Raw genomic sequence first — 25,166 nt, 5'->3', positions numbered from 1 at the left:
CGTGGTCAGAGGCCGTTGCGCAACAGCGCGAATTTATCCGCGCGCATGACAGCTAAGCCGCTACGAGAATCATCTCCGCCGGTCTACGATCGTTCGTCCTGGCACGCTCGAAGACCTTGCGTATGGCGGACTACGATCTTGCGATCATCGGCGGAGGTCTGAACGGCGTCAGCCTGGCGCGTGATGCGGCTGGCCGCGGTCTGCGCGTGCTCCTTGTCGAGCAGGGCGATCTCGGCGGCGGCGCCTCGTCGGCCACGTCGCGGCTGGTGCATGGGGATCTCGCAGCGCTGGAGCGCCGCAGCTTTCTGCGCGTGCGCCGCGCGCTCGCCGAGCGCGACGTCTGGCTCACGGTCGCGCCGCATCTGGTCCGACCGATCCGCTTTGCTATTCCAGCTCACGCCAATGAGCGGCCGCCATGGCAACTGCGCGCAGGACTCTGGCTCTACGACCGCCTCGCTGCGCGCAACCGGCTGCCGTCAGCGTCGGCGCTCGACGTCACGCATCATCCGATCGGAGATGCCCTGAAGCGTCCGATCGGGACGGCATTCGACTATTCCGATTGCGTGGTCGACGATTCCCGCCTGGTGGTCCTGACCGCGATGGATGCTGCCGAGCGCGGCGCGTCGATCCGCACCGGCGCCCGCTGCGTGCGGGCCGACCGCGACCATATATGGCGTCTCGCCATCATCGACCGCGGCCATCGACGCATCGTCACCTCGCGCGCGCTCGCCAACGCCACCGGCGCGTGGAGCGTCTCGACGGCGGAGACCGTGCTGCGTCAGCCGCCGCCGCGGGTCACCGCGCGGCAGGTCAGCCAGATCATCGTGCCGCGGCTGTTCGATGTCGAAGCGGTCTACGTGTTTCAGAATTCGGATGGACGGCTGATCTTTGCCCAGCCCTACGAGCAGGATTTCACCCTGATCGGCACGGTGGTCCACGGCTTCAAGGGCGACCCAGCCGTGGTGGCGGTGCCGGCGGCAGACGTGGCCTATCTCTGCAAGGCGGCGAACCGCTATTTCCGCTCGGACATCCAGCCTGCGGACGTGGTCCGGAGCGTGGCCGGCGCCAACATGATGGTGCTGCGCGCCGCCGACAGCGGGCGGCTGGAAACGGTCGTGAGCCTCGATGCTGGCCGCGCCAAGGCGCCGCTCCTGACCATGTGCGGCGGCGACGTCACGACAGCCCGGCACCGGGCCGAGCAGGCGGTCTCCCGCCTCGCGCGCTTTTATCCGATGTCGCCACGCTGGACTGCGAGAGCGCCGCTTCCGGGTGGCGACTTCGCCTGGGACCGGTTCGAGGATCTCGTCGATGACGCACGGGAGCGCTGGCGCTTTCTCAGCGAAGCCGAGGCCCGGCGGCTGCTCGGCGCCTACGGCACCCGGCTGGCGGAGATCCTTGGCGAGGCGAGATGCCGGGCCGATCTCGGGCAGGCGTTCGGGCCGCAGCTGACCGAGGCGGAGGTCCGCTACCTCATGGCGCGCGAATGGGCGCGGTTTCCCGACGACGTGCTGTGGCGGCGGACCAAGCTGGGTCTGACGCTTCCCGCTGCCGAACGCGATGCGCTCGCTGCGTTCATGACCACTGCGACCTGTGGCCGGGGCACGCCGCAGGCCGCTGACGCGAGCGGGGATAGTCCGGCCCGCGCGGTTGAGCTGCAATCCGTGGGCGGCTAGCTTGCCGACCGGTCGGCCGTTGTGGCCGGGCAGGGTGATTTGATCGGGACATGGCTGACGACATCGCAAACCCAGCGCCTGCCGGAGAGTCGGCAGCATCACCAGCGCCGGAACCGCGTCCCGATGCTCAGCCGCCGATCCTGCGGATCGAGAACCTCGTCAAGACATTCGGCAGCTTCCGCGCCGTCGACGGCGTCTCGCTCGACATCCGCGCCGGCGAGTTCTTCGCGCTGCTCGGCCCCAGCGGCTGCGGCAAGACGACCTTGCTGCGCATGCTGGCCGGCTTCGAGACGCCGGATGAAGGGCGCATCCTGCTTTCGGGCGAGGACATCGCGCAGGTGCTGCCGCATCAGCGGCCCGTCAACATGATGTTCCAGAACTACGCGCTGTTCCCGCATCTGAACGTGCGCGACAACATCGCCTTCGGCCTGAAGCGCGCCGGCATGCCGCGCGCCGAGATCGCCACGCGCGTTGCCGAGATGGTGGCGCTGGTGCGGCTCGAAGGGCTGGAGAAGCGCAAGCCGGATCAGCTCTCGGGCGGGCAGAAGCAGCGCGTCGCCCTGGCGCGCTCACTGGCGCGCCGGCCGCAGGTGCTGCTGCTCGACGAGCCGATGGCTGCGCTCGACAAGAAGCTGCGCGAGAGCACGCAGGTCGAGCTGATGGAGCTGCAGCGCAAGCTCGGCATGACCTTCATCATCGTCACCCACGACCAGGAGGAGGCGATGACGGTGGCGAGCCGGATCGGGGTGATGAACGCGGGAAGGCTCGAGCAGGTCGCGGTCCCCCGACGTCTATATGAGGAGCCCGCGTCGCGGTGGGTCGCGGAGTTCGTCGGCGACATCAATCTGTTCGAGGGCGAGGTGACCGCGCGGGAGCCGCTCCGGCTCAGGGTCGTGACCCACACTGCGGGTGAGCTGGTCGTGGCGCAGCCGATGGCTCCGATCAGCGAGAGCAAGGTCGCGGTCGCGATCCGTCCGGAGAAGATCCGCCTCGCGCTCCGTCGACCGGCCGGCGATGCTGCTGCGATCAATTGTGTCGAGGGCGCCATCACCGATGCGAGCTATCTCGGTGGCAGGACCGTCTACAAGATCAAGCTCGACGGCGGCGCCGTGCTTCACGCTGCGCAGGCCAACACCGCCCGGCTCGATGCCGACGGCTATGGCCTGAACCAGCGCGTGGTCGCCTGGTTCACGCCCGACGATTGCCTGGTGCTGGAGCGATGAGCGCGCGCCGCATCTTCTCGCGCCCGGCCCGCTTTGCGGCGATCGCGCCTTACATCTGGATGGTGCTGTTCTTCCTGGTGCCGTTCGCCTTCGTCGCCAAGATCAGCCTGTCTCAGACTGCGATCGCGCAGCCCCCCTATACGCCGGTGTTCTCGCTGGCTGATGGTTTGTCGTCGCTCCGCGACGCCTTTGCGGCGCTGTCGCTCGACAATTTCCGTCTGCTGCTGTCTGACGATCTGTATCTTTCATCCTATCTGCGCAGCGTCGTCGTCGCGGCGACGTCGACGGCGATCCTGCTCTCGATCGGCTACCCCATCGCCTATGGCATGGCGCGGCTCCCCAGGCGCTGGCAGGGCATCGCGATGATGCTGGTGATCGTGCCGTTCTGGACCTCGTTCCTGATCCGCATCTATGCCTGGGTCAACATCCTGCAGCATGACGGCCTCCTGAACCAGATCCTGCTCGCGCTGCATCTGGTGTCCACGCCGGCGGTGTGGCTGTCGACCGACAGCGCGATGTATGTCGGCATCGTCTATTCCTATCTGCCGTTCATGATCCTGCCGCTGTTCGCGACGCTGACCAAGCTGGAGCCGGCCTTGGAAGAAGCCGCCGCCGATCTAGGCGCCTCGCCGCGCGAGATCTTCTGGCTGGTGACGTTTCCGCTGTCGCTGCCCGGCGTCGGCGCGGGCGCGCTGCTGTGCTTCATCCCGGTGGTCGGCGAGTTCGTCATTCCCGATCTGCTCGCCGGGTCGAAATCGCTGATGATCGGCCAGACGCTCTGGCTCGAATTCTTCACCAACAAGGATTGGCCGGTGGCCTCCAGCATCGCCGTGGTCCTCTTGGTCGTGCTGCTGCTGCCGCTTCTGCTCTACGACCGGCTGCAGCGCCGGCAGTTGGAGGAGAGCAGGTGATGGATGGCGCACAGCAAGGCACGCTCTCTCGCTCCCCTCCCCCTTGCGGAGAGGGGGTGGGGGTGGGGGTCCGCATTGGCGGTCTTTGCTGGGTGCCCCCCTCCCTGACCCTCCCCCACAAGGGGGGAGGGAACGGAGAGGGTTTCACTGGGATTGAGGGAGGAGGAGATCGTGCCTAATCCCTCCCGCCTGTCGCGCTTCAACGTCGCGTCGCTGACGCTTGGGCTCGCCTTTCTTTACCTCCCGATCCTGATCCTGGTGATCTACTCGTTCAACGCCTCGCGCCTGGTCACTGTGTGGGGCGGCTGGTCGCTGCGCTGGTATCACGAGTTCTTCAGCGATCGCGCCATGATCGATGCGGCCTGGATGAGCGTGCGCGTCGGCGCCACCTCGGCCACCGCGGCGACGGTGCTCGGCACGCTGGCTGCGGTGGCGCTGTCGCGTGGCCAGGGATTTCGCGGCCGCATGCTGTTCTCCGGCATGTTGTATGCGCCGCTGGTGATGCCCGAGGTGATCACCGGCCTGTCGCTGCTGCTGCTGTTCGTGGCGCTGGACGCCGAGCGCGGCTTCTGGACGGTGACGGTCGCCCACACCACCCTCACGATGTGCTTCGTCGCGGTGGTCGTGCAGTCGCGGCTGGTCTCGCTCGACCGCAGCCTGGAGGAAGCCGCGATGGATCTCGGCTGCGATCCGCTGCACGCGTTCGTGATGGTGACATTGCCGCTGATCGCGCCTGCGGTGGTCGCGGGCTGGATGTTGGCCTTCACGCTGTCGCTCGACGATCTCGTGATCGCGAGCTTTACCACCGGCCCCGGTTCGGCGACGCTGCCGATTCGGATCTATTCCGAGGTTCGGCTCGGGGTGAAGCCGGAGATCAATGCGATCTGCACGCTGGTGATCGGGCTGATTGCCGTGGTGATCATCATCGCGTCGCTGGCCTCGAAGCTGTCGAGTGATCGCGGCGAGAGCGCAGCTCCGCTATAATGACGGAGAATGCTGAGACAGCATTGATCAACGCGAGAACAGACGCAAGGCGGCGGTGACGACCGCGCGATGGATCGTGCCGCGGTCGACCGATGGCGGGTCGACGCAGCAAGCCGGATCGCTCTGTCTGCCGAGCTCGGTACTCTCCGGCAGGAAGACGTAGTGCCCGGCGTCGTCGGCGACGATCTCGAATGCGCTGCCGCTCAGTCGCTCATGCAGCCAGCGTGAGGCCGGCAGCAGCGCATCGGCGCCGCCGACCATGATGCGCGTCGGGACGTTGATCGCGGCGATGCTGTCCTCGGAGAAGCCCTGCACCGAGCGCCCCGGCGCCAGTAGCAGCGCCGCCTTGATGCGGGGATCGCGATGGGATGCGGACATGCGCGCCCAGGAGTCGCGGAAGATTTGGCTCTTCTCCATCAGCCGCGGCAGATGATCGACGAGATCGGGAAACTCGCGGGGGCCGCGGCCGAGATTGGCGCCTGGCTCGAACGGCGAGCGGATCATGATGGCGCCGAGCAGGGCGGTGGCCGTGACGCCGCCGAGCGAATAGCCGACGGCGTAGATGCGGTCGAGGTTGATGCGGCCTTCGAAATCGGGATGAGCGACGATGTGGTCGATCAGCAAGGACACGTCGCGCGGGCGTTCCCATGAGCAGAGGAAGCCCTCTGCTCGGTACGGCTCGGCATTGCTGTTGCCATGATGATTGACGGCGACCGCGACAAAGCCGCGGCTTGCCAGCTCGCGCGCCAGCCATTCGGACTGCAGGCCGTTGCAGCCGGTGCCGTGAGAGTACACGACGAGAGGACAGGCGCCCGCGCTTGCAGCGAGCGGCGCATTCAAAGCCGCTGGTCCCGCTTTGAACCAGCCCTGCGGCCATGGTGCGATAGGGAGCGCCGTTTCCACGGCGCCGTTGGCGGCTGGATACCAAGCGAACCAGTCGATCGGGCGCGGCCCGTCGCCATCCCAGTTCGGCCGCGAAGCGTCCTCGAACCGTCCCTGACGAAATCCGACCCTCATCGCTCCGTCACGACTTCACGGCGCCGGCGGTGAGGCCGCCCACCATGTAGCGCTTGAAGGCGTAATAGACCGCCGCCGGCGGCAACGCGTAGATGAAGCCGGTGGTCATCAGGAGCTCCCACGGCGAATCGTCGGCGGCCAGGAAGTTGCCGAGCGCCACGGGCAGCGTGATATCCTTGTCGTTCGACAGCAGCAGGAACGCGTAGAGGTATTCGTTCCAGGCCAGCAGCACCGCATACGTTCCGATCGCGACCAGCGAGGGCATCATCAGCGGTACATAGACGAGGCGGAAGATCTGCAGCGGGCTGGCGCCGTCCATGACGGCAGCCTCGTCCAGCTCGACCGGCAGCTTGTCGGAGGCCTGCTTCAGCACCCAGATCGCGTAGGGCGAGGCAATCGTCACCATCGCCAGGATCAGCGACCAGTCGTTGTTGAGCAGGCCGTATTTGCCCATGGTGCGATACATCGGTACCGCGAGGAACGCAGCGGGGATGAAATAGGTGAACAGCGCGAGGTTCATCACCACCCGGCTGCCAGGCACGCGCAGGCGCGAGATGGCATAGGCCGCACAGGTCGCAATGATCAGTGTCAGCGCGCCCACGGCCATGGCGATCACGACCGAGTTGCCGAACTGGACCCAGAAATCGCGCAGGAAGTAATGCTGCTGGTGGAACACGATCGAGAAATTGTGCAGCGTCGGATGGTCCGGCCACAGCTTGCCCGAGAACGCGTCCTCCTTCGGCGAGATCGCGAACAGGAACATGTGGTAGATCGGGATCATCGTCCAGATGAAGACGGGAATGCCGATCAGCAGCAGCCGGGCCTCGGTGCCGACTTCGCGGAGGGTGGGGAGCTTCATCGCGACAACCGCTTCATCATGAAATAGACCAGGGGCAGCACCAGCGGCATCGCGCAGACGATCGAGGCCATGGCGAGGCTGAGCTGATCGAGCCGGAGATAGCGGATGCCGAGCGTCGCCAGCACGTGGGTGAGATCGGCCGGACCGCCGCCGGTCAGGAGATAGACGCTGTTGAAGTCTCCGAGCGTCCAGATCATCGAGAGCAGCGTGCAGGTGATGTAGAGCGTCTGCATCGACGGCCAGGTGATGTAGCGGAACTTCTGCCACCAGGTGGCGCCGTCGACCTCGGCCGCCTCGAACAAATCGTGCGAAATCGCCAGCCGCCCGGTCATCAGGATCAAGGTCCAGAACGGCAGCGACTTCCAGATGTGCATGCCGATCGCCATCGACAGCGCGACCGTCGGGTCGTTCAGCCAGTTCGGGCCATCTTCGCCGGTGAACTTGAAGATCAGCTGGTTCACCACGCCCCATTCGGGATTGAGCATGAAGCGCACCGACAGGATGGTCGGGATCGAAGGCACCGCCCAGGGCAGGATGAAGATGACCGACAGCCATTTGATCCAGCCGCGCTGCTGCACGAAGAAGCCGGACAGGAACAGCGCGATCACCATCTTCAGATTGATGCCGACCAGGAGGAAGATCAGCGTGTTGACGGCGGCGCGCGCGAAGATGGGGTCGTTGTACAGCGCGACGTAGCTGGCCGGCTCGCGGGCGAGCCACAGGCCGTAGCCGACGGGATAGACGACGAAGGCAAGGAAGACGAGCAAGTAGGGGGCAAGCATGACGATGCCCCATACCTGTGACGGTGTCAGCAGCACCGGGCGCGGCGCTTCCGCGAGCGCGGAATCGGAAGCTGAGAGCGTGATCGCCATGGTCGTCTGTTCCAAGCCTATTGCCGAACCGGCCGCAGACACTGCGGCCGGCACTTGTTGTCGTTGTCAGGAGCTCAAGCTAGTGCCTCGCGAGGCGAGAGACTAGCCGGCGACCTCCTTCAGCCGCGCGATCAGCTCGTCGACGGCCTTCTCGACCGGCACCTTCTCGCTGACCACGCGGTTCATCGCCTTGGCCCAGACGTTCTCATTGTTGAGGATCGTGAACTTGTAGTTCTTGGTGAAGTCGAACGGCGTGGTGCCGCCGGTGAACTGGGTGTACACGGCCTTGCGATGGCGGTCGGCCTGCCAGAACGGGCTCTTCTGGCCTGCGGTCGTCACCGGGAACCAGCGGCCCAGCGCGCCCTCGATGTAGGGGCCGAGGTTCTCCTCCTGCATCAGGAACTTGATGAATTCCTTGGCCTGCGCCTTGTGAGGAGCATTGGCGAAGATCAGTCCGGTCTTGACGTCGGAGCGGTACTTGATCGGCGTGCCGTCCGGCTTGTTGGGGAAGGACGCGGTGATGATGTCCTCCTCATAGGCCTTCTTGCCGGCCGCGCGCTGCTCGGGCGTCAGCGCCGGGTTGGTGGAGTCCTCGAACCACTTGGCCGCGATCGAGATCGTGAAATTGTGGGTCATCACGATCGTCTTGTTGTGGAACGCGACGTTGTTGTCCGGATCCTTCCAGGTCGTGGACGAGGGCGGCGTGCAGCCCTTGATGTAGGTGTCGGTATAATCCTTCATCGCCTTGACGAGGCCGTCGCGCACCTTGGGGTCGTCGACCAGCAGCTTGCCGTCGTCGTCGACCAGCTTGACGTTGTAGGCGTCCATGAAGGTGTAGAACGACTGGAACGAGTCGGTGGATTCCACGCCCATCGGCTGACCGACGCCATACATGCGCTGGCCGGTGGCCTTGCGGACCGCCGGCTGCACCTTGTCGCACCAGAACGTCCAGTAGTCTTCCCACTTGGTGGGGATGTCGCTCTGCTTGAAGCCGGCCTTGCTCAGCAGGTCGCCCCAGATCTGGACGTGCATGCTCTGCTGCTTCAGCGGGAAGCCGTAATAGGCTTTCTTCTTGGTGACGTTGTTGTAGAGGTAGGCGGTCTCGAGCGTGTTCGGAGCGAACGCCGACTTCATCGGCTCCAGGATGTCGGTGAGATCCTCGAGCTTGCCTTCGTAGGCCCACTTGCCCTGGGCCTGAACGTCGTAGGTGTCGGCGTAGGCCACGTCGGGCACGGTGCCCGAATCGAGCGCGGCGACTGTCTTCGGAATCATGTCCTGGATCGCGTATTGCGACAGCTCGACCTTGATGCCGGTCTTGGCCTCGAACTTCTTGACGACGTTGAGCAGCGCATCGTCCTCGGACTTGTAGAAGCCCTTGCTCCACCAGATCGTGATGGTGTCCTGCGCGATGGCTGGTGCTGCAGCGCAAAAAAGCCCGGCGGCTGCGACTGCGATCGAAAGCGCACCCATTCCCCTGGATTTCACGTGTCTCTCCCTGATCCGCCGATCTTGCTTGATCGGTTGTGGCGGGACACTAGCCCAGGGACCCGACGCGATCCAGAAGTAATATATCAGACATGGGTCGGGGCGGCGGCCGTGTATCGGCACGCGAAGCAAGCCGCGTTGGTCAGTTCTGCTTGGTGGGAGTGTCGCCTGTCGGAGCGTCAGCCTGCGGCACGTTGTCCGGCTGGGCCGGGCGCAATCCGCCGCCGGTGAATCGTTCCAGCACCGAGCGCACCGCATCCCTCGTCTTGCGGTCCTTGACCGCATCGAGCAGAGGGGCGGCGGCCGGGGCGCGGCGGATCAGGCTTTCCGGATCGGGAAAGATCAGCGGATCTTCCCAGGGGCCCTGGACGACGAAAGGCAGCTCGAAGCCGTTGCTGCCATTGCCTGACGACAGCAGGCTCGCGACGCCCTTGAAATCGTATTCCCGTGTCGGCACCGAGGCCGTGCCCGTCATGGTGATGCGCGCGGTCGGGCTCTCGACGCGGATGTCCTCGGCGGTCGCGATGCCCTCGGAGAATTTGACCGCGATCGTCAGCGAGTCGTAAGGCGTCGAACCGGAGCGGAAATTGCCGCCGCGCGACAGCGGGCTGCGCTCGAGGCGCTTCAGGAGCTGCTCGACGTTGAAGCCGGAGATCGCGCCATCGCGGCCCTGCAGGTTGGCGCTGCCATCGAGCGACTGGGCGAGCCCGAACGGGCTCGAGCCCGAAGCCGTCAGCGAGACGTTGAGATTGCCGCGTCCCGACAGAGACGACACGCCGAACATCTCGTTGGCGCAGGCCTGCAGATCGACGTCGTTGAATTGCAGCTCGGCCTTCACGTCGGCCATGGTGTCGGCACGGGCGATCCCAAACGAGCCGCGCACGATGCCGCCATACATCTGCGCCTCGCCGACCGAGAGGGCGAGCACGCCGTTGCGCAGGTTGGCGCCGAACGCCGTGCGTCCGATTTTCGAGGAGCCGACCGTGACCTTTGCGGCCGATAGCCGCATGTCGAGGTCGGTGGTGGACAAGGCCTTGAGGTCGAAGAGCTGCCGATTCCAGTCGCGGGCCCCATTGGCCAGCAGCCGGATCGTCGAAATGTAGGGGGTGAAGTCGAGCGCGTCGGCCGCCAGCGTCGCCTGCAGCGTCTGCCGGCCGTTATTGGCGTAGGTCATGACGCCCTCGGCGGTGTTGCCGTCGAGCTCGACATTGACATTGGTGAGTGCGATCGAGGCGCCGACCACGTTGGCGCGCGCACGCAAGGCGAAGCGCCCGAAGCCGCCGCCGCCGAGCGGCGTCTGCCCCGTCCAGCGCAGCGCGTCGCGAAGCGACGGGCTGTCCACCGTCAGCGTACCTTCCATCAGCGCGCTGGTGCGATTCGCGACCGTGCCGTCAAAGGCGACCTTCAGCGGCGGGCTGGCGAGCCGCATCTTCAAGCCGGACCGGTCTCCCGACAGCGCAGCCAGGAAGTCGCTGACGCTGATGGAGCCCTCGATGCGCTGACCGCGCCAATCGAACTGTCCGGTCGCCGCGAACGAGCGCGAGATCGACGGCCAGGCGAGCGACAGGTCGATATCGTCGAGCCGCTCGGAAGCATGATGGCCGGTGTCCTCGTAGACCAGGATGCCATCCTGGATGCGGATCTCGGAGAACGACATCTGGCTGTCGGGCCCCGGGCGCATCGTGCGCGCGATGGTCTCGATGAAGGGCGTCCAGTTGCTGTTACCGTCGGCCTCGCGGCTGACGTTGATCTGCGGCCGCAGCATCATGACGTCGGCGATTTCGAACCGCTGCAACAGCAGCGGCAGCAATTGCAGATTGGCGGTCAGCACGTCGACGCGCAGAGCCGGATCCTCGGTGCCGCTGCCCTTCAGGCCGACATCGTGGAACGAGACATAGCTGCCCGGAAACAAGGAGACGTCGATATGTCCCTTGACAACGAGCTCGAGCCCAGTCACGGCGCGGATCTGGCTCTCCACCGCCTGCCGCAATGCCTCGCGATTGACCAGCCAGGAGCTCGCCAGCAGGCCCACGAACGCGATGCCCAGCAGCACCGCGATCGGTGTGCCGAGGCGCCTCATTCCTTGGGCCATGGTCACGGACATGTCCTGGGATCGTCGGATCGCTGGTTACTCGGGATGGGCAGGGTGCGCCGAAAACCCCTGCCAACATCAACAACTTGATGCGCTTTCTTGACGCTTTCAAGGCCATGCCGCCGGTGTGGCCGGATTGCGGCGGAGCCCTGATATCCCGGACTCCGGATCGCCTCGGAGGCGCAGGCTGGTGCGACAGCTAAAGCAGGATGTGCGCGTTGGGAAGGCATCATTGACGCATTGCGAAGATTTCGCCTAATAATCCGGTCGATATCCGCGCGATCGCCGCTCTGCAGCAGGTCATTCCCGTATGAACAAGGTCTATCCGGACGCCAAATCCGCCCTTGCTGGCCTCCTCAAGGACGGCATGACCATCATGTCGGGTGGGTTTGGTCTTTGTGGCATCGCAGAAACCCTGTCCGACGCCATTCGCGAGTCCGGGGTGAAGGACCTCACCGTCATCTCCAACAATGCCGGGGTCGACGGCATCGGCCTCAGCCGGCTGCTGGAGACGCGGCAGATCAAGAAGATGATCTCGTCCTATGTCGGCGAGAATAAGCTGTTTGCCCAGCAATATCTGGCCGGCGAGCTGGAGCTCGAATTCTGCCCGCAGGGCACCCTGGCCGAGCGCATCCGCGCCGGCGGCGCCGGCATCCCGGCCTTCTTCACCAAGACCGGCGTCGGCACGCTGGTCGCGGAGGGCAAGGAGGTGCGGGAGTTCGACGGCGAGAAATATCTGATGGAGCGCGGCCTGTTTGCCGATCTGGCGATCGTGCACGCCTGGAAGGGCGACACCGCCGGCAACCTCGTTTACCGCAAGACTGCGCGCAACTTCAATCCGATGATGGCAACTGCGGCCAAGGTGACGGTCGCGGAGGTCGAGCACCTGCTGCCGGCCGGCCAGATCGATCCCGACCACATCCATACGCCCGGCATCTTCGTCAAACGCATCATCCAGGTCGGAACCGAACTGAAGCGCATCGAGCAGCGCACCGTGCGCAAACGTGAAGCCGCCGCTGCAGCCGGGGAGGAAGTCTGATGGCCTGGACGCGAGAGCAGATGGCGGCGCGCGCCGCCAAGGAGCTGCGGGACGGCTACTACGTCAATCTCGGCATCGGCATTCCGACGCTCGTCTCGAACTACATCCCGCCGGGCGTCGACGTGGCGCTGCAGAGCGAGAACGGCATGCTCGGCATGGGTCCGTTCCCCTATGAGGGCGAGGAGGATCCCGACCTCATCAATGCCGGCAAGCAGACCGTCACCGAGCTGCCGATCACCAGCTATTTCTCGTCAGCCGATTCCTTCGCCATGGTCCGCGGCGGCCACATCGACCTGTCGATCCTCGGCGCCATGCAAGTCGCCCAGAACGGTGACCTCGCCAACTGGATGATCCCCGGCAAGATGGTCAAGGGCATGGGCGGCGCGATGGATCTCGTCGCCGGCGTCAAGCGCGTCGTCGTGGTCATGGAGCATAGCGCCAAGGACGGTCCGAAGCTGCTCAAGCAGTGCACGCTGCCGCTGACCGGCGAGCGCGTCGTGGACATGGTGGTGACCGATCTGGCGGTGTTCACGATCGACAAGCATGGCAATGACGGCATGGCCCTGATCGAGCTCGCCGATGGCGTGACGCTCGACGAGGTCAAGGCCAAGACCGAAGCCGAGTTCCGGGTCGCGCTCAAGAATGCCTGAGGGCGCGACTACCAGCGCCGGCAGAGCATCTCCGCGACCTTGACGGCGAGCCGGCATGCCGCATGCCGCGCCCGGCTCGCAGCAGCGGGCGGCGCCGTCTCCGCCAACCCCTGAATGATCAGGCACGGCACACTGCGGCCGAGGCAGATCAGTCCCATCGCATAGGCCGTGTCATCCGTCGCAAGCGCGCCTGGAAACGCCGCCGAGATTTCGGCGTCGGTGCCGTCGCCATCGCACGTCACTGTCATTCCTTCGAAGAACACGTCGATGTCGTCCAGCATGCCATTTGCGGCCTCGTGCGCGAGGCGGCAAAGCTCGGGATCGGCCGGAATGATCATTCCGCTGTCATCGACCGAGGGCGGCTCGGCCATGCTGAGCGCGTCGCGCAGCTTGATCTGAATCCGGAATGGCGCGACCGAGGTGGCGATGACGAGATCGCCGGGGCCGGCGCCGACGAATCGCGGGCCGCGGGCCACTTGCGGGAGATTCGCTCCCAGGGCGTCGGCCCGTCCCGGCATGATCAGCCACTGCGCCCCATGCTCTTCGATCGCCACTGCGGCCGCGCTCGCCACCTCGGCGATCGATCGCCCGAGGCACACGACTGCATGGAAGCAGGAATGCCTGATGATGGCGCGCGCCGCGTTGCGCTGTTCGATCAGCGTGCCCGGGCCCATCGCCTGGACCAGGGCTTCGATATCCTCCGGCGTTTCGACCACGAAACCGATCGTGTTGGCTTTGGCATGGAGAAATCGCAGCGCGTCGAGCATCGCGTTGATGCTGGCCTTCTCACGACCGTCGAGCTGCTGCCACAGCGCTTCGAGCACGTCCAGGGAGGCCTCGATGTCGGCGCCGATCACGCCCTGGCCGAGCGGCCGGCCGGGTGTCTCGCAGCGATAGAGCTCTTCGAAGGCCTGCAGGACGGTCCTGCGGTCCTTCACCGCGCAGGCGCCTTGCAGGATGCGCGCGAGAACTTGGGCGCGCTTGCTGAGTTCGAGGGGAACGGCGAGCCAGGCAAAATCAGCCAGCTCGGCCGCCTGCTCGCTTGCGGCGCGCTGGAATTCGCCGACGACCTGACCGTAGTGCCAGCTCAATTGCCACGGCGTCACCTGCCGTCCGCGATACCTGCCGCGCTCGATGCGTTCGAGCGATTGCGCCTGCAACTCGTTGCGCAGGTCGGGATCTATTCCCGATGCGCGGGAATCCAGCACACGATAGGCGCGTGTTGCGATCGCCGGTCCGAACCATTCGTGCTCGAGGTCGCCGACCGAGAGACCGCTCGGCATGCGGATGTGGACGGTCCTACGAAACTGGTCGAGCTCGCGTCTTGCGACCTGGGCCGCGGTCACCGAAACCTGCTGTACCTCGCACAAACCGTCGACCACACTGGCCCAGTCCCAGAAGTCGTCGCCATAGAACGGAATGCGATATTGGCGGCTCGCGACGATCCGTGCGCAAACCCGTTCGATGGCGGGAGCCACGCGATCGAGAATATCGCTGCGCGCCAGCGCGCCGTCCGTGAGACATTGGTGCACGAGACGCGCCGCGCCCGCATTCACCACGTGCCAGTCCTTGGCGGCGAATTTAGGCGACGTCCGCAGATATTCGAGCGCGTCGATGAGGCAGCGTCCAGCCAGTGCGCTCGGCGAATCGTCGTCGAACCAGCTGGTGTTGCCGATCCCGTAACCATGCAGGTCGGACGTGAAGAAGACCGGCGGATGTCGAGAAATCACACTCGCCTCCTGGTCCGCTCATCGCGTCGCTCAACGGCAATTGTCTAACGTTTGCAACTCAGATTTCGCAACCGAAAGTTGTTTTTGCGTGACTGTCATTTGTGCCAGTGTCAGGGCACCGTCGATCCAGCGCCGGCGTAGGTTGCAGGCAAGCGTGCTTCGAGCGCACTTTTCGAGCGGACTTATGGAGGCCGAGCATGTCAGGCGCGGATGGCGCCGAGTAGCCGGCCGAGGCGCCGCGTCATGCTGCGGCTCCATGAGGGTTGATCGCGGACAAGCCGGAAACCGAGATTGGCAGGTGGCGTGCCGGAGGCGCAGCCGCCGGCGCGCGCATCGCGGATGAAGTCGGTCACGTAGGCTCGATGCGCGCCTTCGGCCAGACGGACGCCGCAATTGCTGACGGTCTTGATGACGCGACCGGCACTATCCTGCAGCTTGCGTGTGAAGCAGGTCGAGGTCCATTCCCAGACATTGCCCGCGAGGTCGGCAATGCCGTGCTCGTTGATGCCGAAGCCGCCAAAGCCGCGCGTCTTGGGATCGTCTTGCAGGGCGGCTTCCCGTTCGTAGCGGGCGATCCAGCGCAGCGAGGGATCGGCGTCGTCGATCGAGATGCCATCGTCCTTGAATCGGCTCCCGGCCGCATAGGCCCACTCGGTATCGGTCGGCAGCCGATAGCTATCGCCGGTCTTGTGCGAGAGCCACTCGGCGTAGGCAACGGCGTCGTGCCAGCTCACCTGCACCGCCGGACGATCGATGGCGATGGGGACGTCGCGATCGAGCGCGCGACATGCATGGGCTTCGACGCAGGCGTGGTAGTCGGCGGCGCTGACCTGGTTCGTCATCATGGTCAGCGGACGATCAAAGCGGACCGTCGTGATGGGAGCTTCGGCTTGGCGGCCGTTGCGGAGATGGTCGCCGGAGTCGCGGTAGCTGATCGTCCCAGGTGCGATCTCGGTGAGGGCGGGGCCGTCGAGACCGGCGGCGCGGTCTGGCAGCCCTGCAAGGATCGGGGCCATTGTGGTCGGGCCAGCCAATCCGACGACGCAGGCGAGGGTGAGCTTGATCTTGAAAGCGAGCAGCATGGCAGCACACTGAGAAGAGTGGGGGCCGGACATGCCGGCCCCCTGGGCCGATCAGTTCGTCGTGCCGGTCGGAATGTCGGCCGGGGCCTTCACCTGCATCATCAGGTCGTCATTCCACTTGCCTTCGACCTTGAAATGGGCCGTTGCGCCGAGATTGGCCGCCTCGATCAGGTTGTGGGTGACGTAGGCGTAGATGCCGGGCTGCAGGAATTTGTAGAGCGCGGCACCGGCGGAGCCACCGCGGATGAACCAGGTCTCGAGCCCGGTCTCCGGCGCGTTGGAGAACTTGCCGGTCTCCCAGACATAATCGCCGTGGCCGCCGATCAGATGCGGGCGACTGTCGCGGTTCGCCTGCGAGTGCACGATCAGCACGTTCTCGCCGACATTGGCCGTGAGCGCATTCTTTCCGGTGAGCGCGCCGGCCTTGCCGTTGAACACCACATGGGTCGGCGTGAGCTTGCGCATGACCTCCTCGGTGTCGCTATAGGCCTCGCCGGGCGAGTCATAGGATTTGAAGTTGCCCTTGTCGTCGCGCGGGACGTAGAGGTCCTGCTCGCCGATGTAGTAGACGCGATCGTAGCGCAACGCGTGTCCGCGGCCGTCATTGAGACCGTCGCGCGGCAGCACCATCACGGCGCCGTTCATGCCGGAGACGACATGCCAGGGGATCATTGGTCCGCCTGGGGCGCAGTGATAGACGAACACGCCGGTCCGCGTCGCCTTCCAGCGCAGCACGACCTGCTCGCCGGGATTGACCAGGGTCAGCGCACCGCCACCCAGCGCTCCGGTCGCGGAGTGGAAATCGATGTTATGCGGCATGCTGTTGGTCGCGGGATTGACCAGGGTCACCTCGACATAGTCACCCTCATGGACCACCATCAGCGGGCCCGGCATCGAGCCGTTGAACGTCATGGCCTGGAAGGTGGTGCCCTTCTCGTCGATCACCATCTTCTTCTCCTGGACCACGAGCTTGAACTCCATGATCTTGGGCCCCTGCTTCGTCGCCTGCTCGTGCGCATGCACGAACGGCGGAGCCACCAGATCGACCTTCTGGCGCGGCAGCTTGAGGTCCTCGGCCATCGCGGGAGCCGCAAGCATCATCGCGGCGATGGCTGCACTGAACATGGCGGTGCGGCGGGTCAACATGGATCGCTCCTTCATTGGATCTGTTGTAGTGCCGCAATCATCATGCTCCCGTTGGAACCCGGCTTGTTTGTGCTGCAACAAGCAACTTCGCATTTGCGGAATGCGATGGCGGGTTCGGAGCGAAGTTGGCGCGGCTGCGCCCAGCGCAGCGCGCGAATGAGTTGCATCGGCGAGTAGTTCTTGGGGAGTCCGGACGGGGCGCGGAGCAAAAGGGGGGCTGGACTGTCCTCGCGCAACTACGCGCCGAGAAATGATCCATCCGTTTGCCGAGATGGCCGGACAGTTACGAGCACTAGGATGCGAGGTTCAAGGCATTGCCCCGGTCGACGATGGGCTACCAAACTCGTCAGCTCAGCCAGCGCACCGCCAGCAACGCGGCGAAGGCCCCTGCCGCCGCGAGGCAAAACATCGTGGTCATGAACATGGCGATATTGCCGAGCAGGCCTGTCGGCCCCGACTCGTCGCGGAACGATTCGAATCCGTCGGACTGGGGGATATGGCCGCGGATGCCGGCGAGGAGAGCAAATGAACGGATCAGCAGTTGCAGAGCTTCCATTGCGGTTTCCTCGAATCGTCAATGAATCAATGATGATGTGAAATGAGCCGGCCACTTTGAGGAAGCGCAAAGTCCGAGGCGATAACCGGCGTTCTACTGGTTATCCAACGGGGCATCTGCCGGCCGCGCCTTGAGAAAGCTCAAGGCCGCCCCTCTTGCCTTATGTCAAGGACCTCCGAACCCCAGGTCGACACGCTCAGGTGACAGGCAGGACATGAGACCAGATCTTGCGGCATGCTACGGACAGGAGCGCCTTCCGCGCTACACCAGCTATCCCACGGCGCCTCATTTCTCCGCCGCGGTCGGCCCGTCCACCTACGCAGAATGGCTGCGCGCGATACCGGCGAGCGCGACGGCATCACTTTACCTGCATGTGCCCTTCTGCCGCTCGATGTGCTGGTATTGCGGCTGCAACACCATGGTCGCCAAGCGCGACGAGCCGATTGCGGTCTACGAATCGGCACTGCGCTGCGAGATCGACATGGTGGCGCGCCAGATTGGCCGGCGGCTGCAGGTCGGGCACATTCATTTCGGCGGCGGCACGCCCACCATCATGGCGCCGGAGTCCTTTATGGATCTCGTCGGATCGCTGCGTCATTCATTTTTCGTGCTGCCATCGGCGGAGATCGCCATCGAGATAGATCCCCGCACGCTGACGCCGGAGATGATCGCCGCGCTGGGGGTGAGCGGGGTCAATCGCGCCAGCCTGGGCGTGCAGAGCTTCGATCCGCGGGTGCAGCAGGCCATCAACCGGGTACAGAGCTTCGAGCAGACCGCGGCGGCCACGAATGGATTGCGTCAGGCCGGCGTTGCCGGCATCAATTTCGACCTGATCTACGGGCTGCCGCATCAGAGCGTGGCGTCCTGTCTCGACACCGTCCGGCGTGCCATCGACCTTCGCCCCGACCGGCTCTCCGTGTTCGGCTACGCTCATGTGCCATCGTTCAAGACGCACCAACGCAAGATTCAGGACTCGGCGCTGCCGGACAGTCTGGAACGCTACGATCAGGCCTGTGCGATCGCTGATGCGCTGAAGAACGCAGGCTACGTCCAGATCGGGCTCGATCATTTCGCCTTGCCCACCGACCCGATGACCATCGCGTTCCGCGAAGGCCGGCTGCATCGCAATTTCCAGGGCTACACGACCGATGCCAACGATCTGCTGCTCGGGTTCGGCGCCTCGGCGATCGGGCAACTGCCGCAAGGCTATGTCCAGAACGCGCCGCAGGTCCGGGCCTATGAGCAGAAGATCGCGTCCGGCAGCCTCGCGACCGTGAAAGGCTATGGACTGACGGATGACGACCGCCTACGGGCCGACATCATCGAGCGCATCATGTGCGACTATGGCGTGGACCTCGACGTCATCTGCACCCGCCATGGCACGGACACCGACGACATGCTGAGATCGGCGCCGCGGCTGCAATCGCTGATCTCCGACGGTGTGGTCGAGCTCAACGGCGGTGCGCTCGCGGTGACCGAGCATTCCCGGTTCCTGGTGCGCAGCGTCGCTGCGGCGTTCGATGCGCATCTCGACGCGTCGAAGCAGCTGCACAGCCGGGCGGTCTGACCGGCCAGCTGCCGCGGTGCTTGTGCCGCGACAAAGACTGCCAAGGGCATGCCCGCTACCATTCGCGCTGGAATGGAGGCGCGCATGCCAATCTCCTTCGATGAACTGGTCGACGACGTCATGCGGCGAAGGCCGGAGACGATCCGCGTCTTTCTTGCTTTCCAGATGCGTTGCGTCGGTTGCCCGATCGCCTGTTTTCACAACGTCGCGGATGCCTGCCACGAGCATGGCGTCGATCCCGACGCGTTCCTCGCGGCCCTGTGTGCCTGCGCGTGATCAGGTCCGCGACGCCGCGTCACCGGCGTTCTGCTGCGCCAGGAGCACGATCTTGTGCGGCTCGCGCAGCACGATCTTCTGACGTCCGCTTTCGACGAGGCCGAGCTGCTCCCAGCCCGAGAGGATGCGGCTTACCGTATGCAGGGTCGTTCCGGTCATCTGGGCGATATCCTGCCGGCTGATCGGGAAGTCGATCTGAACGCCGTGATCGAGCTTGCGGCCGGCCTGGTTGGCGAGCCGGAGTAGGGCATGCGCGATGCGCTGCTCCACCTGCTGCGTCGACATTTCGATCACGCGCGCATGGGTTTCCTGCAGCCGCTGGCCGACCGTCTGCAGCGTGTTCGCCGCCAGCGACGGGAACTTTGCGACCAGCCGCGGCCATGAGGCGGACGGCCAGGCCAGCACGATGCTGTCGTCGACGGCTGTCGCTGTCGCCGGATAATGTTGGAGACCGATGGCCGGGGCGACGCCGAACGTGTCCCCTGGCACCACATAGCGCACCACGATCTGGTCGCCGGTGGGCGTCGTCTTGCTGGCGCGGACATGACCGTGGAGCAGCAGGAAGAACGAGGTCGCATCGGCGCCCTGCTCGAACACTGCGCCGTTGCGGGGGACGCGAAGGGAGCGGGCTTCCCGCAGCACGTCCGTGAGATCCTCCGCGGACAGCCCCGCAAACAGCGGCAGATGCGCGACCAGCGAACGGTCGATGGAAGCCATGGTGTTCTCCGGGGCCGGATTCGGCTCAATTTTGCGGCGCTCAATAGCACGTTTTTGCGATCCGTCGGAAGTTTGTGCTGGCGCAAGTCATAGTGGGCGACGCGCAACTACATGTTAAGCACAACGCCGCGATCGGTGCGGTTCCCGTCCTTCATCGAGCGAGCATGCACATGGCCATTCCACGCAACTATCAGGGCTGGACCGTTCTCGCCAACGGTTTCAGGCCGTTCTTTCTGCTGGGCGCGCTCCAGGCCGCGCTGGCGATCCTGATCTGGGTCCCGGCTTTCTACGGCGAGCTGAAGCTGAGCTCCGGCTTCGCTCCCCGCGACTGGCATGTGCACGAAATGCTCTACGGCTATTTGCCGGCCGTCGTCACTGGCTTCCTGTTCACGGCGATCCCCAACTGGACCGGACGTCTGCCGATCCGGGGCCTGCCGCTGCTCACCCTCGTGATCGTGTGGACGGCCGGACGACTGGCCGTCACGATGTCCGCGCTGGGCCCCTGGTGGGCCGCGCTGCTGATCGATGCGAGCTTCCTTGTGCTCGTCGTTCTGGCCGCCGCGCGCGAGATCGTCGCCGGGCGCAATTGGCGGAATTTGCCGGTGGTCGCAATCGTCGCGGTGCTGTGCGCCGGCAACATCGCGTTCCACGTCGAGGCTCATCTGCGTGGCTCGGCCGACTACGCCATTCGCGTCGGTGTTGCCGTGATCGTGCTGCTGCTCGCACTGATCGGCGGCCGCATCACGCCGAGCTTCACCCGCAACTGGCTGGTCAAGCACAATCCCGGTCGGCTGCCGGCGCCGTTCGGCCGCTTCGACATCGCCGTCGTGCTGTTCAGTGCGCTAAGCCTGCTCGGCTGGATTCTGGTTCCTGAGAGCGCGCCGACCGCGCTTGCGCTCACGGCGGCCGGATTGTTGCATGTGGTGAGGCTCGCGCGCTGGGCCGGCGATCGCACCTTGCGCGAACGGCTGCTGGTCATCCTGCATGTCGGCTACGTGTTCGTTCCGCTCGGCTTCCTGCTCACGGCGGCTGCCAGCCTCGGATGGATTCTGCCAAGCGCCGGGCTGCACGCCTGGATGGTCGGGGCCGCCGGCATCACGACGCTTGCAGTGATGACGCGGGCCACGCTCGGCCACACCGGCCAGGCGCTGACGGCCGCGCCCGCGACCCAGGTGATCTATCTGGCGATCATCGTCGCAGCGGTCACGCGGGTCTGCGCCGTGTTGGCGCCGGCGCATACCGAGGTGCTGCTGCACGTCGCGGCGCTTGCTTGGGTGGTCGCATTCGCCGGCTTCGTTCTGGCGTTCGGTCCGCTGCTGCTCGGTCTCAAGCGGCGTGCGCTGGCCGTACGCCGGGCAGGATCGGTTCAGCCGGTGCTCTGATTGCGCGCCATGGCGCGCGAGAACACCACCTCGATCAGCGTGCCGGATTTCGGCGCGGCCTTGATATGGAACTGCGCCCGGTTGGCTTCGACAAGCGCCTTGGTGAGCGACAGGCTGAGACCGGCGCCATCGGAGCCTTGCTCGGAAGCTGAGGGCGCACGGAACGGTTCGAGCGCCGCGGCCACCTCCTGATCGTTCAGGCCATGACCGGTGTCGCGGACACGCAGCGCGACCTCGCCGAAATCGGTCAGCGCGGTCGAGACGATGACCTGGCCGCCGGGATTGGCCAGCGAGATCGAGGCCGAGATCACGTTCATCGCGATCTGGCGCAGCGCCCTGGCGTCGGCGATGACCGGCGGCAGCAGTTGCGACAGCGAGGTGCGGATGATGATGCGGGCGCGGTTGGCCTGCGGCTGCATCGCTGCGACGCAGCTCTCCACCAGTTCGTTGAGATTCTGGCTGGTGAAAGCGAGCTCGAGCTTGCCGGTCTCGATGCGCGACAGCTCCAGCAGATCGTCGATCAGGGAGACGACGCGCTCGCCCGAGGTGCGGATGTCCTTCATGTATTCGGCGTAGCGGGTGTTGCCGATCGTGCCGAACCGTTCGCCGATCATCACCTCGGCAAAGCCGATGATCGCGTTCAGCGGCGCGCGTACTTCGTGGCTGATCCGGGCCAGCATGTCGGCCTTGGCGTTGGCGGCCCGATCGGCCACGCGACGAGCCTGCAGCAACTCGCTTTCGCCGCGGTGGAGCTGCGACAGATCGCGGAACACGGCAAAGAAGTTCGGGCCGTCGGGCCTGGTCCGGCCAATTGCCATCGACAACGGAATGAGGCCGCCCTGAGCGATCTTCCCGAGCACCTCGCGGCCCTGATCGAACCCGCTCGACGCGCCGGCCTGCTGCACGCTGTCGAGGTAATCGAGCACGAGGCGGGCGCTTTCCGGCGCGAACAGCTCGATCAGGTTACGGCGCACCAGCGCCGCGCCGTCGTGACCGAACAGCGCCTCGGCGCTGCGGTTGCAGGCGTGGATGTTGCCGCCGGCGTCGAACATCAGGATGCCCTCGGCTGTGACGTCGAGGATCGCCGCAAGATCTTCGGCTTCGGCGTGGCCGGCGGCCGGAGGCGGGGCCACGACCAGGGGGGCTGGTGCAGCCGAGGCCGGCACCGGCATCGGCGCAGCGTCGGCCGCCGTCGGAACCGCGGCCGCGGTTCCGGGCACCGGAGCGAAGATCAGGGCATGGGCGGTATCGCCGTCCCAGGTGATCGTGAACAGGCGGGCTTCCGCCTTCACCTCCTCGCTGGAGGAGCCGTCGGCTGCCGAGATCGTGACGGGGGTGCCGGCCTCGGATTTGTTCGACGCTGACGACACGCCCGGCTCGACATAGAGCGCATCGAGCCCGCCCGCCTGCTCCAGGGCCGCAAGGTCGGCGTAGCCCATCTGCCTGAAGAAGGCCGGATTGCCATAGAGCAGGCGATCGAGCCGGTAGATCAGCATGCCCGTTGGCAGCAGGTCGAGCAGGATGCGGTCGCGCTGGCTGTCGCCCTGGGCCGGCGGCTCCTCGGGGATGAGCCATTCGGTCTGCAGCCCCGCGCCATGATCGGTCGCCGTCTCCGTGGCCGATGGGGCCTGCTGCTGCGGCGGGACCAACGGATCGCTCACGCGCGATCCCGGCTCGAACGCCGTACTCGCGACGTCCGCGGCTGAGTTGCGGATCTCGCCTTCGAGCCGGGCCGACAGCTGACGCGCGAGTTCATGAAACGCACTGTTCTCCACCGGCGTGAGCACCGGATGCTTGGACTCGCCCGGAGCGCGGAACGGGACCACGTTCCCGGTCGTTTCGAGCCCGATGCCGTCGATGTGGTGTACGTCCGCCGCAATGGAAGCCTCACGCGATGACGCAGTGACGTTCTCCTGCTGCGGCGGCACGTCTGCGGCCTGCACATGGTCGGATTGGGCAGGATCGGTTTCGTCGGCGTCCGGAGCATCGGCCGCGTCTGCATCGGCCAATGCGGGGCGACGCAGTGCGGCCAGCCGGTCGAGAGCGTCGAGGTCGCGACAGACGCCGAAGCCGCGATAGCCGGCATGGGTCCTGTCCTCCGTCAGGACAGGCAGTCCCGACAATTCGACCGCAAGCCGCTCGCCGTCCGCGGGCCAACTGACGACGAGCCCGCTCCAGGTCTCTTTCGTTTCGATCGCCGCACCGACCCGCCCGTCTGGATCGAGGCCTAGCGATGCAGTGAGCTCATGCCAGGGACGGCCGAGCTTGGCGGCGCTGTGCCGCCCGATCAGGCGGGTGAATTCGTCGGAGCCGATCGAGAACCGTCCCTCGGCATCCATCTGCCAGGAAAATCGGAGTGGGTGGCGGCGGCCGACTGAAGGCTCCGCCGCGCCGGACTCGGCAGGATGCGTCTCATCCGTCGTTTGCGGCACCGGCACCGGCGCCTCGAACAGGTCGGCCTTGGCCGGATCGTCGATCAGCAGGAACTCGGCCGGCGCTTCGTTCGACAGCGCGGGGGATTCGTAATCGGTTCGGCGTTCAGTCATTGCATCCACCGGAAGAGGAGGCGAAATCACGACCACGGGCCCAGCGGCAACGTGCGCGGGGGCTGGTGATGCGGGGGCGGCATCTGCGGTTGGCTCTGATGTCTGCGCCGAGCCTGGCGCCTCCATCCCGTCGGCTAGGGCCGGCATCGGGACGGCCACCAGCCCGACCTGGTTGCCGCTGCCGATGCGGTAGAGCGCTGCGCGCTGGGTGCCGAACGTCACCTCGGCCATGCCGTCGATAAGCGCCGCTCTGCGGATCTCGGCGAAATCCGGCTCGCTCAGGTCGCGCGTGCCAAACAGGCGCCGTCCGGCTGCACTGATGCCGGCGAACTGGCCATCCTGGGTGAATGCGATCAGCGCGTGTCCGCTGGCTTCCACGAGCCGCTTCAGGCGTTCCGCCAGCGGGACGCTGCGTCCGCCCCCGTCGGTGCTGGTGATCAGCACCGCGCGCGTGCCATCCGGCAGATCGATCCTGGTGCAGCCGCAGGTCGCGAGCGTGCCGAGCGGCGCGCCGAAGCCACGGAGGCGTTCGAGTCGCAAGGCGCCGGTCTCGGGCAGACGCCGTCCCAATTGAGCGACCTGGCGGCGATGCGCGTCGGCGGGGCCGAGCGTCTTCGCGATCAGCGCCGTTGCGCTCGCCGCGCCGAGGGCGCGTGCACCGGCCGCATTGGCCCACAGCACACGGCTGCCATCGGCCGACCATAGCCAAGCCGGCAGACTGCCGGCGGCGTGGACAGCCAGCCGGGGGTCGCTGAGGGCCTGCAATTCGAGATCGGCGTAGGTCATGGGCGACGACGGCGAACGGCTCTTGTGATGTTGATCGGCGGCCGGAACTGGTGGCGTTAAGAATTCGTTACTATCGCGCGTTTTGAGGGCCAAGGTCCACGGCGGGGCCGTACCCCTGTCCTGCTAAAGCTTGGATAACCTTAATGTGTTCCTCGTGAGCGCAGCGCACGGAATCGCGGCGAACCCGGGCATGGCCCGTTGCAATCCCCCCGTTGGGGACCACGGCGGAGGCGACGGCCGGTTCGCTCGAACAGCGCAGCGCGACGGTGCGGGCCGGGGCCAAGGACATCGGCGCCAAGGTCTTGTCCTATGCCGAAAGGAGCGTTCGATCATCGCTCGACGACGCCCAATCGCTGGTGCACGCCAAGGACCTGCCCGAGGTGCTGCGGCTTCACAGCGAATTTGTTCAGGGCCAGATGCGGTCGCTCACCGAACAGGCAAGCGAAATGGGCCAAGCCATCGGCAAGGCTGCGATCGACACCACCAAGCCCAAGGCCTGAGGGGACGTTCTCCGCTCCCGTAAATTCTGGAAGCGGGCGCGACAAAGAGTTCCTGATAATGGAATTTCCATTG

The 25,166-nt window shown here is 65.6% G+C and carries 20 protein-coding genes and 1 pseudogene; 10 read left to right on the top strand and 11 right to left on the bottom strand.

Annotation, left to right across the window (positions count from 1 at the left end):
* Positions 1-122 precede the first annotated feature (122 nt).
* From QX126_RS03450 to QX126_RS03435, 4 genes are all read left to right on the top strand, one after another.
* Positions 123-1,673, top strand: a complete 1,551-nt coding sequence (locus QX126_RS03450; RefSeq protein WP_315779287.1) for a glycerol-3-phosphate dehydrogenase — start codon at positions 123-125, stop codon at positions 1,671-1,673.
* 50 nt (positions 1,674-1,723) lie between these two features.
* Positions 1,724-2,896 (top strand): ABC transporter ATP-binding protein, encoded by a 1,173-nt coding sequence (locus QX126_RS03445; protein ID WP_315779286.1) that lies wholly within the window; start codon positions 1,724-1,726, stop codon positions 2,894-2,896.
* Positions 2,893-3,807 carry an ABC transporter permease gene (locus QX126_RS03440; RefSeq protein WP_315779284.1) on the top strand — a complete coding sequence of 305 codons (915 nt, stop codon included), beginning with the start codon at positions 2,893-2,895 and terminating at the stop codon, positions 3,805-3,807. The genes QX126_RS03445 and QX126_RS03440 overlap by 4 nt, the downstream gene beginning before the upstream one ends.
* 171 nt (positions 3,808-3,978) lie before the next feature.
* Positions 3,979-4,791, top strand: coding sequence for an ABC transporter permease (locus QX126_RS03435; RefSeq protein WP_315779282.1), 813 nt, complete (start codon positions 3,979-3,981; stop codon positions 4,789-4,791).
* Between the two features lie 27 nt (positions 4,792-4,818).
* Here QX126_RS03435 and QX126_RS03430 read toward each other — a convergent pair whose 3' ends face one another.
* From QX126_RS03430 to QX126_RS03410, 5 genes are all read right to left on the bottom strand, one after another.
* Entirely contained in the window at positions 4,819-5,808 is a 990-nt protein-coding gene (locus QX126_RS03430) for an alpha/beta hydrolase family protein (protein ID WP_315779281.1), read from the bottom strand.
* Positions 5,809-5,815: 7 nt separating this feature from the next.
* Positions 5,816-6,667, bottom strand: coding sequence for a carbohydrate ABC transporter permease (locus QX126_RS03425; RefSeq protein ID WP_172109925.1), 852 nt, complete (start codon positions 6,665-6,667; stop codon positions 5,816-5,818).
* Positions 6,664-7,539 carry a sugar ABC transporter permease gene (locus tag QX126_RS03420; protein WP_315736354.1) on the bottom strand — a complete coding sequence of 292 codons (876 nt, stop codon included), beginning with the start codon at positions 7,537-7,539 and terminating at the stop codon, positions 6,664-6,666. The genes QX126_RS03425 and QX126_RS03420 overlap by 4 nt, the downstream gene beginning before the upstream one ends.
* Positions 7,540-7,641: 102 nt before the next feature.
* Entirely contained in the window at positions 7,642-9,024 is a 1,383-nt protein-coding gene (locus QX126_RS03415) for an ABC transporter substrate-binding protein (RefSeq protein WP_315717541.1), read from the bottom strand.
* Positions 9,025-9,166: 142 nt separating this feature from the next.
* Positions 9,167-11,116: an AsmA family protein gene (locus tag QX126_RS03410; RefSeq protein ID WP_315779391.1), complete on the bottom strand. Its 1,950-nt coding sequence runs from the start codon at positions 11,114-11,116 to the stop codon at positions 9,167-9,169.
* 310 nt (positions 11,117-11,426) lie between these two features.
* Here QX126_RS03410 and QX126_RS03405 point away from each other — a divergent pair, with 310 nt between their 5' ends.
* Positions 11,427-12,155, top strand: a complete 729-nt coding sequence (locus QX126_RS03405; RefSeq protein WP_315736355.1) for a CoA transferase subunit A — start codon at positions 11,427-11,429, stop codon at positions 12,153-12,155.
* Positions 12,155-12,805 (top strand): CoA transferase subunit B, encoded by a 651-nt coding sequence (locus QX126_RS03400; protein ID WP_315736356.1) that lies wholly within the window; start codon positions 12,155-12,157, stop codon positions 12,803-12,805. The genes QX126_RS03405 and QX126_RS03400 overlap by 1 nt, the downstream gene beginning before the upstream one ends.
* A gap of 8 nt (positions 12,806-12,813) precedes the next feature.
* Here QX126_RS03400 and QX126_RS03395 read toward each other — a convergent pair whose 3' ends face one another.
* From QX126_RS03395 to QX126_RS03380, 4 genes are all read right to left on the bottom strand, one after another.
* Positions 12,814-14,535 carry a hypothetical protein gene (locus tag QX126_RS03395; RefSeq protein WP_315779279.1) on the bottom strand — a complete coding sequence of 574 codons (1,722 nt, stop codon included), beginning with the start codon at positions 14,533-14,535 and terminating at the stop codon, positions 12,814-12,816.
* A 200-nt stretch (positions 14,536-14,735) separates the two neighbouring features.
* Positions 14,736-15,617, bottom strand: a complete 882-nt coding sequence (locus QX126_RS03390) for a formylglycine-generating enzyme family protein (protein ID WP_315779278.1) — start codon at positions 15,615-15,617, stop codon at positions 14,736-14,738.
* Between the two features lie 51 nt (positions 15,618-15,668).
* Positions 15,669-16,763, bottom strand: a complete 1,095-nt coding sequence (gene nirK, locus QX126_RS03385; RefSeq protein ID WP_315736359.1) for a copper-containing nitrite reductase — start codon at positions 16,761-16,763, stop codon at positions 15,669-15,671.
* Between the two features lie 346 nt (positions 16,764-17,109).
* Positions 17,110-17,319, bottom strand: a complete 210-nt coding sequence (locus QX126_RS03380) for a hypothetical protein (protein WP_315777734.1) — start codon at positions 17,317-17,319, stop codon at positions 17,110-17,112.
* 214 nt (positions 17,320-17,533) lie between these two features.
* Here QX126_RS03380 and hemN point away from each other — a divergent pair, with 214 nt between their 5' ends.
* Both hemN and QX126_RS03370 read left to right on the top strand, forming a co-directional pair.
* On the top strand, positions 17,534-18,886 hold the full coding sequence (gene hemN, locus QX126_RS03375; protein ID WP_315779276.1) for an oxygen-independent coproporphyrinogen III oxidase: 1,353 nt from the start codon (positions 17,534-17,536) through the stop codon (positions 18,884-18,886).
* Positions 18,887-18,958: 72 nt separating this feature from the next.
* Positions 18,959-19,162, top strand: coding sequence for a DUF1858 domain-containing protein (locus QX126_RS03370; protein ID WP_409997646.1), 204 nt, complete (start codon positions 18,959-18,961; stop codon positions 19,160-19,162).
* Here QX126_RS03370 and QX126_RS03365 read toward each other — a convergent pair whose 3' ends face one another.
* Positions 19,163-19,879: a Crp/Fnr family transcriptional regulator gene (locus tag QX126_RS03365; protein ID WP_315779274.1), complete on the bottom strand. Its 717-nt coding sequence runs from the start codon at positions 19,877-19,879 to the stop codon at positions 19,163-19,165. It abuts the gene before it with no gap.
* 170 nt (positions 19,880-20,049) lie between these two features.
* Between QX126_RS03365 and QX126_RS03360 the strand changes: the two genes are divergently transcribed.
* Positions 20,050-21,261, top strand: coding sequence for an NnrS family protein (locus QX126_RS03360; RefSeq protein ID WP_315779272.1), 1,212 nt, complete (start codon positions 20,050-20,052; stop codon positions 21,259-21,261).
* Here QX126_RS03360 and QX126_RS03355 read toward each other — a convergent pair.
* Positions 21,246-24,593 (bottom strand): PAS domain-containing sensor histidine kinase, encoded by a 3,348-nt coding sequence (locus tag QX126_RS03355; protein ID WP_315779270.1) that lies wholly within the window; start codon positions 24,591-24,593, stop codon positions 21,246-21,248. The two genes, QX126_RS03360 and QX126_RS03355, sit on opposite strands and share 16 nt — an antisense overlap.
* Before the next feature lie 224 nt (positions 24,594-24,817).
* Between QX126_RS03355 and QX126_RS03350 the strand changes: the two are divergent.
* Positions 24,818-25,093, top strand: a pseudogene (locus QX126_RS03350) (phasin family protein); the annotation flags it as partial.
* Positions 25,094-25,166: the final 73 nt, after the last annotated feature.

The sequence above is a fragment of the Bradyrhizobium sp. SZCCHNPS1003 genome (assembly GCF_032381555.1).
Classification (GTDB): Bacteria; Pseudomonadota; Alphaproteobacteria; order Rhizobiales; family Xanthobacteraceae; genus Bradyrhizobium.
This window is presented reverse-complemented; position numbering and strand designations above follow the sequence as displayed.